The sequence below is a fragment of the Amycolatopsis arida genome (assembly GCF_900115565.1).
Classification (GTDB): domain Bacteria; phylum Actinomycetota; class Actinomycetes; order Mycobacteriales; family Pseudonocardiaceae; genus Yuhushiella; species Yuhushiella arida.
In genome coordinates, this window is the sequence record NZ_FOWW01000004.1 from 454,578 (window position 1) to 470,763 (window position 16,186).

Annotated in this window: 13 protein-coding genes and 1 pseudogene; 11 read left to right on the forward strand and 3 right to left on the reverse strand. The window is 73.1% G+C overall.

What is annotated here, in order from left to right; genetic code table 11:
- Positions 1 to 5: 5 nt before the first annotated feature.
- From BM051_RS15200 to icmF, 3 genes are all read left to right on the forward strand, one after another.
- Positions 6 to 629 (forward strand): DUF742 domain-containing protein, encoded by a 624-nt coding sequence (locus BM051_RS15200; protein WP_092530776.1) that lies wholly within the window; start codon positions 6 to 8, stop codon positions 627 to 629.
- Entirely contained in the window at positions 610 to 1,221 is a 612-nt protein-coding gene (locus tag BM051_RS15205) for a GTP-binding protein (RefSeq protein ID WP_166677856.1), read from the forward strand. Before BM051_RS15200 ends, BM051_RS15205 begins: the two co-directional genes overlap by 20 nt.
- Positions 1,222 to 1,303: 82 nt before the next feature.
- Positions 1,304 to 4,543: a fused isobutyryl-CoA mutase/GTPase IcmF gene (gene icmF, locus BM051_RS15210; protein WP_092530777.1), complete on the forward strand. Its 3,240-nt coding sequence runs from the start codon at positions 1,304 to 1,306 to the stop codon at positions 4,541 to 4,543.
- Positions 4,544 to 4,559: 16 nt separating this feature from the next.
- Here icmF and BM051_RS15215 read toward each other — a convergent pair whose 3' ends face one another.
- Positions 4,560 to 5,321, reverse strand: coding sequence for a class I SAM-dependent methyltransferase (locus tag BM051_RS15215; protein ID WP_092530778.1), 762 nt, complete (start codon positions 5,319 to 5,321; stop codon positions 4,560 to 4,562).
- A 151-nt stretch (positions 5,322 to 5,472) separates the two neighbouring features.
- Between BM051_RS15215 and BM051_RS15220 the strand changes: the two genes are divergently transcribed.
- Entirely contained in the window at positions 5,473 to 6,309 is an 837-nt protein-coding gene (locus tag BM051_RS15220; protein WP_092530779.1) for an LLM class F420-dependent oxidoreductase, read from the forward strand.
- Positions 6,310 to 6,386: 77 nt separating this feature from the next.
- A complete protein-coding gene (locus BM051_RS15225) occupies positions 6,387 to 7,376 on the forward strand; it encodes a TIGR03557 family F420-dependent LLM class oxidoreductase (RefSeq protein WP_092530780.1) in 990 nt (329 codons plus the stop codon).
- 88 nt (positions 7,377 to 7,464) lie between these two features.
- Here the strand turns inward: BM051_RS15225 and kstR are convergent, their stop codons facing one another.
- Positions 7,465 to 8,100: a cholesterol catabolism transcriptional regulator KstR gene (kstR, locus tag BM051_RS15230; RefSeq protein WP_092530781.1), complete on the reverse strand. Its 636-nt coding sequence runs from the start codon at positions 8,098 to 8,100 to the stop codon at positions 7,465 to 7,467.
- A gap of 167 nt (positions 8,101 to 8,267) precedes the next feature.
- Here kstR and BM051_RS15235 point away from each other — a divergent pair, with 167 nt between their 5' ends.
- Positions 8,268 to 10,451, forward strand: a complete 2,184-nt coding sequence (locus BM051_RS15235) for an acyl-CoA dehydrogenase family protein (RefSeq protein WP_092530782.1) — start codon at positions 8,268 to 8,270, stop codon at positions 10,449 to 10,451.
- Positions 10,452 to 10,511: 60 nt separating this feature from the next.
- Here BM051_RS15235 and BM051_RS29915 read toward each other — a convergent pair.
- Positions 10,512 to 10,922, reverse strand: a pseudogene (locus BM051_RS29915) (alpha/beta hydrolase family protein); the annotation flags it as partial.
- A 319-nt stretch (positions 10,923 to 11,241) separates the two neighbouring features.
- Here BM051_RS29915 and BM051_RS15245 point away from each other — a divergent pair.
- The 5 genes from BM051_RS15245 to BM051_RS15265 are packed head-to-tail and all read left to right on the forward strand — an operon-like array spanning position 11,242 to position 16,160.
- Complete coding sequence (locus BM051_RS15245) at positions 11,242 to 12,336, forward strand: acyl-CoA dehydrogenase family protein (RefSeq protein ID WP_092530784.1); 1,095 nt, start codon at positions 11,242 to 11,244, stop codon at positions 12,334 to 12,336.
- Positions 12,336 to 13,511, forward strand: a complete 1,176-nt coding sequence (locus BM051_RS15250) for an acyl-CoA dehydrogenase family protein (protein ID WP_092530785.1) — start codon at positions 12,336 to 12,338, stop codon at positions 13,509 to 13,511. The genes BM051_RS15245 and BM051_RS15250 overlap by 1 nt, the downstream gene beginning before the upstream one ends.
- Positions 13,508 to 14,545, forward strand: a complete 1,038-nt coding sequence (locus BM051_RS15255; RefSeq protein ID WP_092530786.1) for a bifunctional MaoC family dehydratase N-terminal/OB-fold nucleic acid binding domain-containing protein — start codon at positions 13,508 to 13,510, stop codon at positions 14,543 to 14,545. The genes BM051_RS15250 and BM051_RS15255 overlap by 4 nt, the downstream gene beginning before the upstream one ends.
- Complete coding sequence (locus BM051_RS15260; RefSeq protein ID WP_092530910.1) at positions 14,542 to 14,988, forward strand: MaoC family dehydratase; 447 nt, start codon at positions 14,542 to 14,544, stop codon at positions 14,986 to 14,988. The genes BM051_RS15255 and BM051_RS15260 overlap by 4 nt, the downstream gene beginning before the upstream one ends.
- Entirely contained in the window at positions 14,985 to 16,160 is a 1,176-nt protein-coding gene (locus BM051_RS15265; RefSeq protein WP_092530787.1) for a lipid-transfer protein, read from the forward strand. Before BM051_RS15260 ends, BM051_RS15265 begins: the two co-directional genes overlap by 4 nt.
- Positions 16,161 to 16,186: the final 26 nt, after the last annotated feature.

Sequence of the window (16,186 nt, forward strand, 5' to 3'; positions counted from 1 at the left end):
CCGCGATGAGCACGGGACCGGGACCACACGGTGCGGACCCGGCGCGCCGGCAGCCCCCCGCAGTGCCCGATTCGGACGGCGCCGGACACCGGGAGGAGAGCACGTTCGCCGACGTGCTCAACTCGCTCACCCTGGATTCTGGGCGTGGTCGTCGCAAGCGCAGCAGGAACCGCGGTGCGGACACCGCGGGATCGCCCGACCCGGCACCGGTCGACGACCAGGTCGACCCCGGGACCCAGACCGGAGAGGAGCTGCCCGTGTCGGCCGAGGCCATACCCCTACCGGCGGCGGAGGAGACGGGGTTCGTCCGTCCCTACGCCATCACCGGGGGCCGTACCAAGCCGAGCCACACCCTCGAGCTGGAGACGCTGATCTCCACCAGGGACGTCACCGGGGTGACGCCGGAGCTGCTCGAGCACCGCGCCATCATTGAAGAATGCCGAACCCCGCGCTCGGTCGCCGAGATCGCCGCCACCCTGGAAGTCCCGATCGGTGTGGCGCGCGTGCTGATCAGCGACGCGGCGGACGCCGGGCTGGTCACGGTCCACCGGACCGTGACCGGCAGTGAGGGCGCCGAGGAACACCTGATTTTGATGGAAAGGGTTTTGAGTGGACTCCGTCGGCTATAAGGCACCGCGGGAGACCGCCTCGTCGACCATGACCTCGGCCAAGATCGTCGTGGCCGGCGGCTTCGGCGCGGGCAAGACGACGTTCGTGGGCTCGGTGTCGGAGATCGTTCCGCTGACCACCGAGGCGATGATGACCGCCGCCAGCACGGGCATCGACGACCTGGAGGCCACTCCGAACAAGGCGACCACCACGGTGGCGATGGACTTCGGCCGGGTCTCGCTGGACGAGGACCTGATCCTGTACCTGTTCGGCACGCCCGGCCAGCAGCGGTTCTGGTTCATGTGGGACGACCTGGTGCGCGGCGCGATCGGCGCCGTCGTGCTCGTCGACACCCGCCGGCTCGCGGACTCCTTCGCGCCGGTCGACTTCTTCGAGGACCGCGGGCTGCCCTACATCATCGGGGTGAACACCTTCGACGGCGTGCTGCACCACGACCTGAACGACGTGCGGGAGGCGCTGTCGGTCGACCCGGGCACGCCGGTGGTGCGCTGCGACGCCCGCGACCGGGAGTCGACCAAGCAGACGCTGATCACCCTGGTCGAGTTCGCCATGCGGCAGTGGATCGCCCGGCGGTCCACGGTGGCGCGGTAACCCGACCCGGTCGTTGCGATGAGATGGCCGTCACGTCGCGCCTGGGGCTGCAAATAGTAGGAAGTCCAAGTATTTTAGGGGTATGAGCGCGCACCTGCACCGGCCAGAGAACCCCGTCCGGTTCGTCACCGCGTCCAGCCTCTTCGACGGCCACGACGCGTCGATCAACATCATGCGGCGGATCCTCCAGTCGCAGGGGGCGGAGGTGGTGCACCTCGGGCACAACCGGTCGGTGGACGAGGTGGTCACCGCGGCCATCTCGGAGGACGTGCAGGGGGTGGCGATCAGCGCCTACCAGGGTGGGCACGTCGAGTACTTCAGCTACCTGGTCGAGCTGCTCGCCGAGCGCGGCGCCGGGCACGTGAAGGTCTTCGGCGGTGGCGGCGGGGTGATCGTCCGCGAGGAGATCGAGCTGTTGCACTCCCGCGGCGTGGCGCGCATCTTCTCCCCGGACGACGGGCTCGAGATGGGCCTGCCCGGGATGATCAACCACATGATCCGCGAGTGCGACGTCGACCTGGCGGCCGAGCAGCCGCACTCGGTGGACGAGCTGGTCGCCGGTGACGTTCCCACCCTCGCCAGGGTGGTCACCCAGCTCCAGCAGGACGTGCTGCCCGCCGAGTGGCGCGCGGCGATCGACGAGACCGCCGCGGCGCGCACCGTGCCGGTGCTCGGCATCACCGGCACCGGCGGTTCGGGCAAGTCCTCGCTCACCGACGAGCTGATCCGCCGGTTCCGGCTCGACCAGGAGGACAAGCTGCGGATCGCCGTGCTCGCGGTGGACCCCACCCGGCGCAAGGGTGGCGGCGCGCTGCTCGGTGACCGGATTCGGATGAACAGTCTGGACGGCGCCTCGCCGGTGTACTTCCGCTCGCTGGCCACCCGTGGCACGGCCGGGGAGATCCCGGTCGGCCTGGACGAGGCGGTGCGGGCCTGCAAGGCGGCCGGCTACGACCTGGTGATCGTGGAGACCCCCGGCATCGGCCAGGGTGACGCCGGCATCGTCGAGCACGTCGACTTCTCGCTGTACGTGATGACGCCGGAGTTCGGTGCCGCGTCGCAGCTCGAGAAGATCGACATGCTCGACTTCGCCGACGCGGTGGCGATCAACAAGTTCGAGCGCCGCGGCGCCGAGGACGCCCGCCGCGACGTGGCCCGCCAGTTGCTGCGCAACCGCGAGGAGTTCGGCGCCTCCTGGGAGGACATGCCGGTCTTCGGCACCAGCGCGGCGAAGTTCAACGACGACGGCGTCACCGCGCTGTACCAGCACCTGCGCGACGCGCTCGCCGAGCGTGGCCTCTCGGTGTCGGCCGGGGTGCTGCCGGCGGTCGAGGGCAAGGTCTCCACCGACGCCTCCACGGTCATCCCGCCGTCCCGCGAGCGCTACCTCGCCGACATCGCCGAGACGGTACGTGCCTACCACGCCCGCACCCGGGAGCAGGCCGAGGTGGTCCGCCGGCGCGAGCACCTGCGGGCGGCCCGGGCGGCGCTGGCCGCCGAGGGCGCGCCGACCGGCGACCTCGACCGGCTGCTGGAGCGGGTGGAGGCCGAGGTCGATCTGGAGTCGCGGCGGCTGCTGGAGTCCTGGCCGGAGCTGGCGGAGTCCTACCGGGGCGACGAGCTGGTGGTGAAGGTCCGGGACAGGGAGCTGCACACCCAGCTGTGGCGGGACACCCTGTCCGGCAACCGCGTGCCGAGGGTGGCGCTGCCGCGCTACGCCGATCCCGGCGAGCTGCTGTCGTTCCTGCGCAGGGAGAACCTACCCGGCTACTTCCCGTACACCGCGGGGGTGTTCCCGTTCAAGCGGGAGGGTGAGGATCCGGCGCGGATGTTCGCCGGCGAGGGCGACCCGTTCCGCACCAACCGGCGGTTCAAGCTCCTGTCGGAGGAGTCGGAGGCCAAACGGCTGTCCACCGCGTTCGACTCGGTGACGCTGTACGGGCACGACCCGGACACCCGGCCGGACATCTACGGCAAGATCGGCACCTCCGGCGTCTCCATCGCGACGCTGGAGGACATGGAGGCGCTCTACGACGGCTTCGATCTCACCGCGCCGACGACGTCGGTGTCGATGACGATCAACGGCCCGGCGCCGACGATCCTGGCGTTCTTCCTCAACACCGCGATCGACCAGCGGTTCGCGGCCTTCCGCGCCGAGCACGGCCGGGAGCCGACCGCCGAGGAGGCCGTCGAGCTGCGCGAGTGGGCGCTGCGCAACGTGCGCGGCACCGTGCAGGCCGACATCCTCAAGGAGGACCAGGGGCAGAACACCTGCATCTTCTCCACCGAGTTCTCCCTGCGGATGATGGCCGACATCCAGGAGTGGTTCATCCAGCACGGGGTGCGCAACTTCTACTCGGTGTCGATCTCCGGCTACCACATCGCCGAGGCCGGGGCGAACCCGATCACCCAGCTCGCCTTCACCCTGGCCAACGGCTTCACCTACGTCGAGGCCTACCTGGCCCGCGGCATGGACATCGACGACTTCGCGCCGAACCTGTCGTTCTTCTTCTCCAACGGCATGGACGCCGAGTACACCGTGATCGGCAGGGTGGCCCGGCGGATCTGGGCGATCGCCATGCGGGAGCGCTACGGCGCCAACGAGCGGTCGCAGAAGCTCAAGTACCACGTGCAGACCTCCGGCCGGTCGCTGCACGCGCAGGAGATGAGCTTCAACGACATCCGCACCACGCTGCAGGCGCTGTGCGCGCTGTACGACAACGCGAACTCGTTGCACACCAACGCCTTCGACGAGGCGATCACCACGCCGACGGAGAGCTCGGTGCGCCGCGCACTGGCCATCCAGATGATCATCAACAAGGAGTGGGGCCTGGCGAAGAACGAGAACCCGCTGCAGGGCTCGTTCATCGTCGACGAGCTCACCGACCTGGTGGAGGAGGCCGTGCTCGCCGAGTTCGAGCGGATCTCCGCCAGGGGCGGCGTGCTGGGCGCGATGGAGACCGGCTACCAGCGCGGCAAGATCCAGGACGAGTCCATCCTGTACGAACGGCTCAAGCACGACGGCTCGCTGCCGATCGTCGGGGTGAACACCTTCCGCAACCCGAAGGCCGACGAGGAGGAGACCGTCGTCGAGCTGGCCAGGGCGACCGAGCGGGAGAAGCAGTCGCAGCTGGAGCGGTTGGCCGACTTCCAGCGGCGGCACGCGGCCGACGCGCAGCACGCGCTGAAGGCGCTGCGCGAGGCCGCGACCCGGGGCGAGAACGTCTTCGACGTGCTCATGGACGCCGCGAGGGTGTGCTCGCTCGGCCAGATCACCGAGGCGTTCTTCGAGGTGGGCGGCCAGTACCGGCGCAACGTGTAGCGGGCCGGGGCCTCGGTCAGCCGGCGGTGTCCGTGCGCTCCGCGGTGCCCGTGCGCTCCGCGGTGCCCGTGCGCTCCGCGGTGAGCCGCCACACCGGCAGCAGGACCCGTCCCCGGTCGTCCCGGTCCAGCTCCGGCATGTCGTCGTCGGTCGCGTCCGGGTTGAGCTGGTGCATCGCCTGCCGGAGCTCCTCGGCGGTGGCCGCGGACACGTAGCCGGTCCGGTCCAGCCGGGTGATCGTCCACAGTCGACCCACCGTCTCCCGGAGGTTCGCCTCGGTGACCCGGAACGAACCGGGAAGGCCGAGCGGGGCGTCGTCCGGGAAGCAGAACAGGTGCAGCCGCGCGCCGGGTCGCGTCGCCCGGTGCAGGGCGACGACGTAGTCGTGCCGGGCCTGCTCGTCGAGGCAGTGGTAGAGCGCGCTGTCGAGAACCGTGTCGAACCGGTCAGTGAAGCCGTCCAGCCGGGTGGCGTCGGCGACCTCGAATGTCACCTCGACACCTCGGTCCCCGGCCCGCCGCCGAGCCTGCTCGACGGCCGTCGGCGCGCCGTCGACACCGGTGACGCGCAGGCCCCGGGAGGCGAGGAAGATCGCGTTGTCACCGGGACCGCAGCCCACGTCGAGCACCTCGCCGCGGAACTCGCCGGCGTCGGCGAGCGCCACCACCGCGGGCTGCGGCTCGCCGGTGTCCCACGGGGGTCGGGGACCCAGCGGGGAGGTTCCCCGGTAGACGGCGTCGAAGTCCAGGTCGTCGAGGTTGAAGCCGGGTTCGGTCATGCAACGCTCCCCAGGTCGCGTCGGCACCGTGCGCGCCGGTGACGGTGCCCGTTTTTCAACATCTGATGAGATCAGTGTTCCGGCACGGGGTGGCGGTGTCAACGCCCCTTCCGGTGGAATGGCAGGGGACACCGCCGAGTTCGGGAGTGGCATGAAGCTGGGAATCTCGACGTTCGTGACCGACCGGAGCGCCGCACCGCACGTGCTGGCGCGGGCGCTGGAGGAGCGGGGGTTCGACGCCCTGTTCCTCGCCGAGCACTCGCACATCCCGGCCAGCCGGGAGTCGCCGTACCCGATGGGCGGCGAGTTGCCGGACATGTACTACCGGGCGGTGGATCCGTTCGTCGCGCTGGGCGCCGCGGCCGCGGTGACCACCGAGTTGACGCTGGGCACCGGTGTCGCGCTGCTGATCCAGCGGGACACCATCCAGACGGCGAAGGAGGTCGCCAGCCTCGATCACCTCTCCGGCGGGCGGGTGCTCTTCGGCGTCGGAGTGGGGTGGAACCGCGAGGAGATGCGCAACCATGGCACCGACCCGCGCACCCGCGGGGCGCTGCTGGACGAGCAGCTCGCGGCGCTGAAGGAGATCTGGACCAGGGAGCAGGCCGAGTTCCACGGTCGGTTCGTCGACTTCGACCCGATCTTCGCCTGGCCCAAGCCGGTGCGACGGCCGCACCCGCCGATCTACGTCGGGGGCATCAGCCCGGCGGCGGTGAGGCGGGCGGTGAAGCACGGGAACGGCTGGCTTCCGTTCGCGGCCCCGGATCCCGCCGGCGTCCGGGCCCAGCTCGACCTGCTCGCCGCGCACGGAGGCGCCGACCTCCCGGTGACCGCGACCAGTGCCAGCGGCCGCGACCGCGCCGTCCTCGACGCCTACGCCGAGGGCGGGGTGGAGCGGGTGACGCTGGGTCTGGCGCCCCAGGGCGAGGTCGACACGCTGCGCCGGCTGGACGAGCTGGCCGGCTTGGTGCCGGCGTACCGGGGGTAGCGGTGCGGCGCGATCGTGCGCGGTAGGTTGGGCGGCAGGCGTTCCAAGGCGGGTTGTCGGAAAGGGCGGAGCACACGGTGGCGGACGTGCAGATCGGGATCGCGGCGGCGCTGGAGCAGTTCTCCCCCCGGGAGTCGATCCGGCTGGCGGCACTGGCCGAGCGGCACGGCTTCTCCGGCCAGATGGCGGCCGACCACTTCCAGCCGTGGGTGCCGGCGCAGGGTGAGGCGTCGTTCGTGTGGAGCGTGCTGGCGTCGCTGGCCGAGAACACCACCGGCGACCTCGGGCCCGGCGTGACCTGCCCGTCGTTCCGGCAGCATCCGGCACTGGTCGCCCAGGCGGCGGCGACGCTGGAGGCGACCTACCCGGGGCGGACCTGGCTGGGCATCGGCTCCGGCGAGGCGCTCAACGAGCACGTCGTCGGCGGGTACTGGCCGGAGGCACCGGAGCGGGTGCGCCGGATGTTCGAGGCGCTCGAGGTCATCCGGAAGCTGTTCACCGGTCAGGACGTCAAGTACAGCGGGGAGTTCTTCAAGCTGCACACCACCCGGCTGTGGACGATGCCGGACGCCCCGCCGCCGATCTACATCGCGTCCGCGGCGCCGTACACCTCGCGCAAGACGGGGGAGCTGGCCGACGGGCTGATCACCCCGGGGGCGTCGTTGGAGAAGCTGGCCGGGATCCTGGACAACTTCGCGCAGGGCGCGCGCAAGGCCGGCAAGGACCCGGACGCGATGCCGAAGCTGCTGCAGGTGCACCTGTCGTGGGCGGCCACCGACGAGGAGGCGTGGCGCAACGCCATGGAGCAGTGGCCCAACGGCGGGATGAAGTTCCCGAAGGCGGACATCCGCTCGCCGTTCGACTTCGCGCAGATGGCGAAGCTGGTGCGCCGGGAGGACTTCGCCGGCCGGATGGTGGTCTCGTCCGACCCCGACGAGCACCGGGCCGCGCTGCAGAGGTTCGTCGACGCCGGCTTCACCCGGATCTACGTGCACAACGTGGGCCGCAACCAGGACGAGTGGCTCGAGGTGTTCGGCCGCGAGGTCCTCCCCAAGCTCACCGCCTGACCGCCGTGTCCGCGCTCTGTGCACGCTTGTTCGCGCCGCACGACGCGAACACCTGATCACAGCACGCGGACACGGCGGGGTGTCGGCGTCACTTGTCGAGCAGGAGGTGGACCGACAGCTCCAGGCGGTTGGCGACGTCGGCGGCCGAGGCGCGCCGGGTGACCCAGGCGACCAGGTTGGCCATCCACACGTCGGCGATCACGTGGAAGATGGCGCGGTCCCGCTCGGTCGGCTCGGCGATGCCCATCGCCTTGGCGAACATGTCCTCCAGCTGCCGGCCGACCATCTCGACCTCCGCGGCGGCCGTCGTGTCGGCGAACATGAACGCGCGCACCATCGCCTCGGTCAGGTGCGGGTCGCGCTGCATCATCCGGGTGTTGCGGCCCAGCACGAACAGCAACCGCTCGGTGGGCGTGTCCCCGGGGATGGTGATTCGGTCCAGCTTGTCCCGCGCGCGCTCGAACTCGCGCGCGAGCCCGGACACCAGCAGATGCACCTTCGAGGGGAAGTAGCGGTACAGCGTCCCCAGTGCCACGTCGGCGCGCTCGGCGACGGTGCGCATCTGCACGGCGTCGTACCCGCCCTTGGCGGCCAGTGCGAGGGTCGCGTCGAGGATCCGCCGGCGCCGGTCGCGCTGGGCGGCCGAGCCGAGCTCCTCGCCGCCCAGTGCGCCGAGCCCGTTGCGTGCCTTCGCCGGCGCGGCGGCCTTCGCGTTGCCTGCCATCGACTGTTCCCCCTGGTCCGGAACTTGTTCCACTCGGTTGTCCCGGAGCCTACCAAGGTCAGGTCCGCCGGGCCGGACGGGCGGTGGCGCACCATCCCTTCCCGAAACCCTCCCAAAAATTGAAACACGTTCTACAATCGGGCGGTCGTCTTCGCCTGGAGGAACACGTGCCGATCGCGATCACGCCGGAACAGCGGGACCTCGCCGACTCGATCCGGGCCTGGGCCGCCCGCCGGGAGCCCCGGAAGGCCGTCCGCGCCCGGCCCAGCGAGCCCGGCGGCGATCTGCTGCCCGAGCTCGCCGGCCTGGGCCTGTTCGCGATCGCCCTGCCCGAGGAGCTGGGTGGCGCCGGAGCCGGCGTCGCCGATCTCGCCGCCGGCCTCGAGGAGGTGACCGCCGCGCTGGTGCCCGGCCCGGTGCTCGGCGGTTCGCTCGCCGGCCTGCTGCTGGCCAGGGCGCCCGACTCGGCCGCCGCCAAGGAGCTCGCCCCGGCGCTGGCCGACGGCACCGCCCGCGCCGCGGTCGCCCTCGACGCGGGCTCGGCCACCGCGACCGCGGCCCCGGACGGCGGCCTGGTGGTCGCGGGGCGGGTCGGCCCCGTGCTCGACGCCGAGCCCGACACACACCTCCTGCTCGCCGCCCGGTCGGCCGGTCGGGCGGTGTGGTTCCTGCTCCCGCCCGGCACGCCGGGGGTGGAGGTCAGGCCCCGGCGCGGGCTGGACTTCTCCCGGGCGGTGGCGGAGCTGGAGCTGACCGCGGTGACCGTCGCCCCCGACGCAGTGCTGCCGGACGTGGACGAGGACACCGTCGCCGCGCTGGCCGCCACCCTGGCCGCGGTGGAGGGCGCCGGCGTCGCCGGCTGGTGCGTCCGCACGGCCGGCGAGTACGCCCGCGTGCGCGAGCAGTTCGGCCGGCCGATCGGCGCCTTCCAGGCGGTCAAGCACCTGTGCGCGGAGATGCTGGTGCGGGCCGAGCTGGCCGCCGCGCTGGCCTGGGACGCCGCGCGCGCCGCTGACGACGGCCGGGACCAGCACGCGCCGGCGGCGGCCGTGGCCGCGGCGTACGCGCTGGACGCCGCGGTGGACAACGCCAAGGACTGCGTGCAGGTGCTCGGCGGCATCGGGTTCACCTGGGAGCACGACGCCCACCTGTACCTGCGCCGCGCGGTGGCCACCCGGCAGCTGCTCGGCGGGGGCGGCCGGTGGCGTCGCCGGGCGGCCCGGCTGGCGCTGGCCGGTGCCCGCCGGCGGCTGGCCGTCGACCCCACCCGCCTCGCCGAGGCGGATCGGGGCGGGCTCGTCGGCGAGGTGCGCGCGGCGGTCGCGGAGGTCGCGGCATCGCCGCCGGAGCGGTGGCGGGACCGGCTGGTCGAGACCGGCCTGCTGGTGCCGCACTGGCCACCGCCGTTTGGTCGCGCGGCCACCCCCGCCCAGCAGCTGGTGATCGACGCCGAGCTGGCCGCGGCGGGCGTTCACCGGCCCGACCTGGTGATCGGGGCCTGGGCCGCGCCGACCATCCTGCGACACGGCACGGACGAGCAGCGGGAGCGCTTCCTCGGCCCGACGCTGCGCGGCGAGATCACCTGGTGCCAGCTGTTCAGCGAGCCGGGCGCCGGCTCCGACCTCGCCGGGCTGCGCACCCGCGCCGAGCGGGTGGCCGGCGGCTGGCGGCTCACCGGGCAGAAGGTGTGGACTTCGCGGGCTCGGGACGCCGACTGGGCGATCTGCCTGGCCAGGACCAACCCCGACGCGCCCAAGCACCGGGGCATCACCTACTTCCTGGTCGACATGCGCCGGCCCGGGATCGAGACCCGCCCGCTGCGCGACATCACCGGTCGGGCCGGATTCTTCGAGGTGTTCCTCGACGGCGTCGTCGTGCCCGACTCCGACGTGGTCGGCGAGGTCGACGACGGGTGGCGGCTGGCCCGCACCACGCTGGCGAACGAGCGGGTGGCGCTCGGCGGCGGCTCGGCGGTGGGGGAGGGGGTCGAGGCGCTGCTGGCCGCGGTCGGGGCGGACCCGGATCCGGTGGTGTCGGACCGGCTGGGCGCGCTGGTCGCCCAGGGCACCGCGGTGTCGGTGCTCGAACTGCGGTCCACGCTGCGCCGGCTGGACGGGCAGGAGGCGGACGCGGAGTCGAGCGTGCGCAAGCTGGTGGGCGTGCGGCACCGCCAGGAGGTGGCCGAGCTCGCCCTCGAGCTGTGCGGGGCGGAGGGCGCCGTCGCCGTGGATTCCACGGTGGACGCGCAGCACGAGTTCCTGCTCAGCCGGTGCCTGAGCATCGCCGGCGGCACCACCCAGGTGCTGCGGTCACTCGTCGCGGAGCGGCTGCTCGGCCTGCCCCGCGAGTGAGGTCGAACTCGCCGTTCGGAGCGTGGATCTCGCCGTGTCGAGCGTGGCTGTGGTGGTCAGGGCTTTGTGATGTTGGTGGGCCCAGTCGAGGAAGCGGGCCACGGCGCGGACCACGTGGGTGCCGCGGATGGACGGGAGCAGGTCGAACGCGTGCTGGGCGCCGGCGAGCTCGGCGTAGGCCACCGGGTGTGGCGAGATCGCCCGCAGCCGCCGAATGAACTCGCGGGCCTCGGCGACCGGCACCATCGTGTCGCGGTCGCCGTGCAGGACGAAGAACGGCGGGGCCTGGTCGGTGATCCGGTCCAGCGGTGAGGCGGCGACGTAGTCGTCGAGGAACTCGACCGGGTCCCTGCCCACCACGTACCGGGCCAGCAGCGCCCGCAGCCGGCGCGCGCTGGCCGGCGCCCCGCTGGTCCCGGCGAAGTCGTACACGCCGTAGTGCGGCACGCACGCCTGCACGCTGGTGTCCGCCTGTCGGCGACGGTCAGCGCCAGCAGGTGCGGGGCGAGCTCCGCGGTGAGCCAGCCGGCGAAGAAGGCTGGGATCCCCGCCCGCGGGTCCCGGGGCGGGCGCAGCGCGGTGGCGGTGAGGGCGAGCTGCCCGGCCTGCCGGAGCACGAAGTTCGGCCACACGGCCGATCACTCTAACCGCTCGCCGAGGACGGAACGTGTTGCGGCGGTGCGTCCGCGCCGCGGCGCCGGCACGGTCGCCGTCGGAGCCCTTGCGATGATCGCCCGGCGTGCGCAAGACTAGAACAGGTTTCAATTCCTGTGGCAGGCGAGGAGCCGGTGTGGACTTCACCCTCGACGACGACCAGCGGGCGGTCGCCGACCTGGCCGCCGAGGTGCTCGACAGGGAGGTCACGGCCGACCGGCCCGGCGGTGCCGAGCACCGGGACGAGCCAGCGTGGGACGAGCCGGTGTGGCGCGCGCTGGCCAAGGCCGGCCTGCTGGCACTGACCCTGCCACCCGAGTTGGACGGCGACGGCCTCGGCATGCTCGAGACCGCCCTCGTGCTCACCGAGGTCGGCCGGGCCGCGGCCCCGGTGCCGGCACTGTCGGCGCTGGCGCTGGGCGTGCTGCCGGTCGGCCGGCTCGGCACCCCGGAGCAGCGGGCCACGCTGCTGCCGCCGGTCGCGGCGGGGGAGGCGTTGCTCACCGCCGCGCTGCACGAGCCGTCCGCACCGCTGCCCACCCGGCCGGTCACCACGGCCACGCCCGGCACGGCCGGCTGGACGCTGACCGGAACCGTCACCACCGTCCCGTTCGCCGCCGCGGCCGAGCGGATCCTCGTCCCGGCCACCGGGCCCGACGGCGCGGCGGTGTTCCTCGTCGACCCGCGCGCCGCCGGCGTCACCGTCGTCCCGGCACCCGGCGCGGCCGGCGCCGCCGTCCGGCTCGACCGGGCCGACGCGGAGCCGCTCGGCCGGCCCGACCGGGCCGACGCGGTCGCCGTGCTGCACCGCCACGCGCTGGCCGGCGCGGCAGCGCTCGGCGCCGGCGCGCTGGCCGGTGCGCTCGACCTGACCACCCGGCACGTGGCCGAGCGCCACCAGTTCGGCCGGCCGCTGGCCGCGTTCCAGGCGGTGGCCCAGCAGGTCGCCGACGTCTACGTCGCCGCCCGTACCCTGCGGCTGGCCGCGCTGTCCGCCGCGTGGCGGCTCTCCACCGGCGCCGACCCGGACAGCGACCTCGAGGTAGCCGCCTACTGGCTGGCCGAGGAGGCGCCCCGGGCGCTGGCCACGTGCCACCACCTGCACGGCGGCCTCGGCGTCGACGTGACCTACCCGCTGCACCGCCACTACACGACGGTGAAGGACCTCACCCGGTGCGTGGGCGGCGCCGCGCACCGGCTGGACCGGCTCGGCGAGAGGGTGGCCGGCTGATGCACCTCGACCTCACCCCGGCGCAGCGGGACCTACGCGACGAGTTGCGCCACTACTTCGCCGGGCTGCTCTCCCCGGCCGAGCGGCGAGCCCTGCTGCGCGAGCGGCACGGGCGGACCTACCGCGAGGTGGTGCGCCGGCTGGGCCGGGACGGCTGGCTCGGCGTCGGCTGGCCGGTCGAGTACGGCGGGCACGGATTCGGCGACATCGAGCAGCACCTCTTCGTCGACGAGGCGGCCAGGGCGGAGATCCCGCTGCCGTCGGTGACCCTGCAGACGGTCGGCCCGACCCTTCAGGCGCACGGCACGCCGGAGCAGAAGGCGTTCTTCCTGCCGAAGATCCTCGACGGCGAGGTGCACTTCGCGATCGGTTACAGCGAGCCCGACGCCGGCACCGACCTCGCGGCGCTGCGCACCTCCGCCGTGCGGCGGGACGGCGACTACGTGGTGAACGGGCAGAAGATCTTCACCACCGGCGGGCACGACGCCGACTACGTGTGGCTGGCCGTGCGCACCGACCCGGACGCGCCACCGCACCGCGGCATCTCCATCCTCATCGTCGACACCCGCGACCCCGGCTACTCCTGGACGCCGATCATCACCTGCGACGGCGCGCACCACGTCAACGCCACCTTCTACACCGACGTGCGGGTGCCGGAGTCGATGCTGGTCGGCCGGGAGAACGAGGGGTGGTCGCTGATCACCACCCAGCTCAATCACGAGCGGGTGATGCTCGGCCCGGCCGGGCGGATCGGCGGCGTGTACGACCGGGTGCGGACCTGGGCCGCCGCCCGCACCACCCCCGGCGGCACACCGCTGCTCGAGCTCGCCGACGTCCGCGCCGCGCTGGCCGAGGCGTTCGCGGTGAGCAGGATCAACGAGCTGCTCAACTGGCAGGTGGCCGCCGCGTCCTCGGCCGACAAGCGCACGCGGGTCGCCGACGCCTCGGCCACCAAGATCTTCGGCTCGGAGCGGTACCAGCGGGTCGGCCGGCTGCTGGAGGAGATCGTCGCCCGGCACGGCGACCCGACCGACCCGGAGACCGCGGAGCTGGCGGAGTCGCTCGACGTGCTCGCCCGTCGCTACCTCGTGCTCACCTTCGGCGGCGGGGTGAACGAGATCCAGCGCGAGCTGATCGCCTCCGTCGGGCTCGGCCTGCCGAGGGTGCCGCGATGAGCGGGGCGGACACCACCAAGTCGGCGGTCCGGGTCGCCGCCGAGCGGATCGCCGCGGCCGGGGAGTCGCGGCCGCGGCCGGCCCGTGACCCGGTGAACCTCGCCATGGTGCACAACTGGGTCGAGGCGATCGGCGACACCAACCCGGTCTACACCGACGCCGAGGTCGCCACGCGGTCGGTGCACGGGGGGCTGGTCGCCCCGCCGGCGATGGCGCAGGTGTGGACGATGTACGGACTGCGTGGCGGGCGCGCCGACGACGACCCGCTGGGTGCCATGATGGCCGCGCTGGACGCCGAGGGCTTCACCTCGGTGGTCGCCACGAACTCCGAGCAGACCTACCACCGGTACCTGCGGCACGGCGAGCACGTGTCGGCCACCACCCGGTTGGAGAGCGTGGTCGGTCCGAAGCGGACCGCGCTCGGTGCGGGCTGGTTCGTCACCACCAGGACGAACTGGTACGTCGGCGACGAGTTGGTGGCCGACATGTTGTTCCGGGTGCTGAAGTTCCGCCCACCCGGCGCCGGGCCGCCCGGGCCCGACCAGCCCGACCAGCCCGACCAGTCCGAACCAGGCCGGCCCGAGTCCGCCGAGCGGGCCGGCGCCTCGGCGGGCCCGGAGATCCGCGCCGCCGGCGCGCTCGCCGCCGGCGTGCTCCGCCCGGTGGTGAGCCGGGACACGGAGTTCTTCTGGGCCGGCACCCGGGTCGGCGAGTTGCGCATCCAGCGCTGGGGCGACACGTTGCGCCACCCGCCGGGTCCGATGCCGCCCGGCGGTGACCTCACCGCGCGGCCGGACCACGTCGTGGCCGAGGGGACCGGGACGGTCTACAGCTACGTGGTGCACCACCATCCCCCGGTGCCCGGCAAGCGGCTGCCGTTCGTCGTGGCGCTGGTGGAGCTGACGGAAGGAGTGCGCGTGCTCGGCGAGCTGGTCGACACCGATCCGGAGAACGTCCACATCGGAATGCCAGTGGAGGTGGTCTTCCTCAGGGTGGACGACGAGCTGACCCTCCCGGCGTGGCGGCCCCGATGAGCGCGCCGGCGCACCGCACGCTGACCGCCGACCAGGCGCCGGTGGGCACCGAGCTGCCGCCGCTGCGCCTGGACGTGACCCCCACCTTCGTGATCAGCACGGCGCTGGCCACCCGCGACTTCCAGGACGTCCACCACGACCGCGATGCCGCGGTGGCCCGCGGTTCGAAGGACATCTTCCTCAACATCCTCACCGACACCGGGCTGGCGCAGCGGTTCGTCACCGACTGGGCCGGTCCCGAGGCGCTGGTGCGCGCGGTGCGGATCCGACTGGGCGTGCCCTGCTACGCCGGTGACACGCTCACCCTCACCGGGCGGGTGGCCCGCCGGGACGGCCGGGAGCTGGTCGTCGAGGTGGTCGGCCGGTGCGGGCTCGGCGACCACCTCACCGGGACCGTCCACGTCGAGCTGCCCGGCGCCGACCCGGCGGGAGGTGCGGGGTGACACTGTCCGGGACGGCGGCGGTCGTCGGGATCGGCGCCACCGAGTTCAGCAAGGACTCCGGCCGCAGCGAGCTGCGGCTGGCCGCGGAGGCGGTGCTCGCCGCGGTCGCCGACGCCGGCCTGCGACCTTCCGATGTGGACGGACTGGTGTCGTTCACCATGGACGCCAACAGCGAGATCGCGGTGGCCAGGGAGACCGGGATCGGGGAGCTGACCTTCTTCAGCAGGGTGCACTACGGCGGTGGTGCGGCGGCGGCCACCGTGCAGCAGGCGGCCATGGCGGTGGCCACCGGGGTGGCCGACGTCGTGGTGGCCTACCGGGCGTTCAACGAGCGGTCCGGGCACCGGTTCGGCCGGGTGTCCGCCGCGGCCGCGCAGCAGGTGAACTCGTCCGGTGTGGACAACAGCTTCCACTACCCGATGGGACTGGCCACCCCGGCGGCCACCGTCGCCATGGTCGCCCGGCGCTACCTGCACGCCTCCGGCGCGACCAGCGAGGACTTCGGCCGGGTCGCCGTGGTGGACCGCAAGCACGCGGCGACCAACCCGAATGCCTGGTTCCACGACCGGCCCATCACCCTCGCCGATCACCAGGCGTCCCGGTGGATCGCCGAGCCGCTGCGGCTGCTGGACTGCTGCCAGGAGACCGACGGTGGGGTGGCGCTGGTGGTGACCAGCGTCGAGCGGGCCCGCGACCTGCCGCACCCGCCGGCGGTGATCGCCGCGGCCGCGCAGGGCAGCGGCCCGGACCAGTACCTGATGACCAGCTACTACCGCGACCCGATGGACACGCTGCCGGAGATGGCCGTGGTGGGCCGGCAGCTGTGGCGGCAGGCCGGACTGACCCCCGCCGACGTCGACGTGGCGGTGCTCTACGACCACTTCACCCCGTACGTGCTGATCCAGCTGGAGGAGCTGGGCTTCTGCGGCCGGGGCGAGGCGAAGGACCTCGTCCGCGGCGGCGCGCTGGAGCTGGACGGCGCGTTGCCGCTCAACCCGCACGGCGGCCAGCTCGGCGAGGCCTACCTGCACGGGATGAACGGGATCGCCGAGGCGGTCCGCCAGGTGCGCGGCACGGCGGTGAACCAGGTGGCCGGGGCCGGGACCGTGCTGGTCACCGCGGGCACGGGGGTGCCCACCAGCGGCCTGGTCCTCACCGCCGACGGTCGTTGACCCGCCCCGACCGTCGGGCCGGCTCG

What these genes read in the sequence shown, in the direction of transcription:
- BM051_RS15200 (WP_092530776.1), top strand. Translation starts at nt 6, where the DNA reads ATGAGCACGGGACCGGGACCACACGGTGCGGACCCGGCGCGCCGGCAG.
- icmF (WP_092530777.1), top strand. Translation starts at nt 1,304, where the DNA reads ATGAGCGCGCACCTGCACCGGCCAGAGAACCCCGTCCGGTTCGTCACC.
- BM051_RS15215 (WP_092530778.1), bottom strand. Translation starts at nt 5,321, where the DNA reads ATGACCGAACCCGGCTTCAACCTCGACGACCTGGACTTCGACGCCGTC.
- BM051_RS15220 (WP_092530779.1), top strand. Translation starts at nt 5,473, where the DNA reads ATGAAGCTGGGAATCTCGACGTTCGTGACCGACCGGAGCGCCGCACCG.
- kstR (WP_092530781.1), bottom strand. Translation starts at nt 8,100, where the DNA reads ATGGCAGGCAACGCGAAGGCCGCCGCGCCGGCGAAGGCACGCAACGGG.
- BM051_RS15250 (WP_092530785.1), top strand. Translation starts at nt 12,336, where the DNA reads ATGCACCTCGACCTCACCCCGGCGCAGCGGGACCTACGCGACGAGTTG.
- BM051_RS15255 (WP_092530786.1), top strand. Translation starts at nt 13,508, where the DNA reads ATGAGCGGGGCGGACACCACCAAGTCGGCGGTCCGGGTCGCCGCCGAG.
- BM051_RS15260 (WP_092530910.1), top strand. Translation starts at nt 14,542, where the DNA reads ATGAGCGCGCCGGCGCACCGCACGCTGACCGCCGACCAGGCGCCGGTG.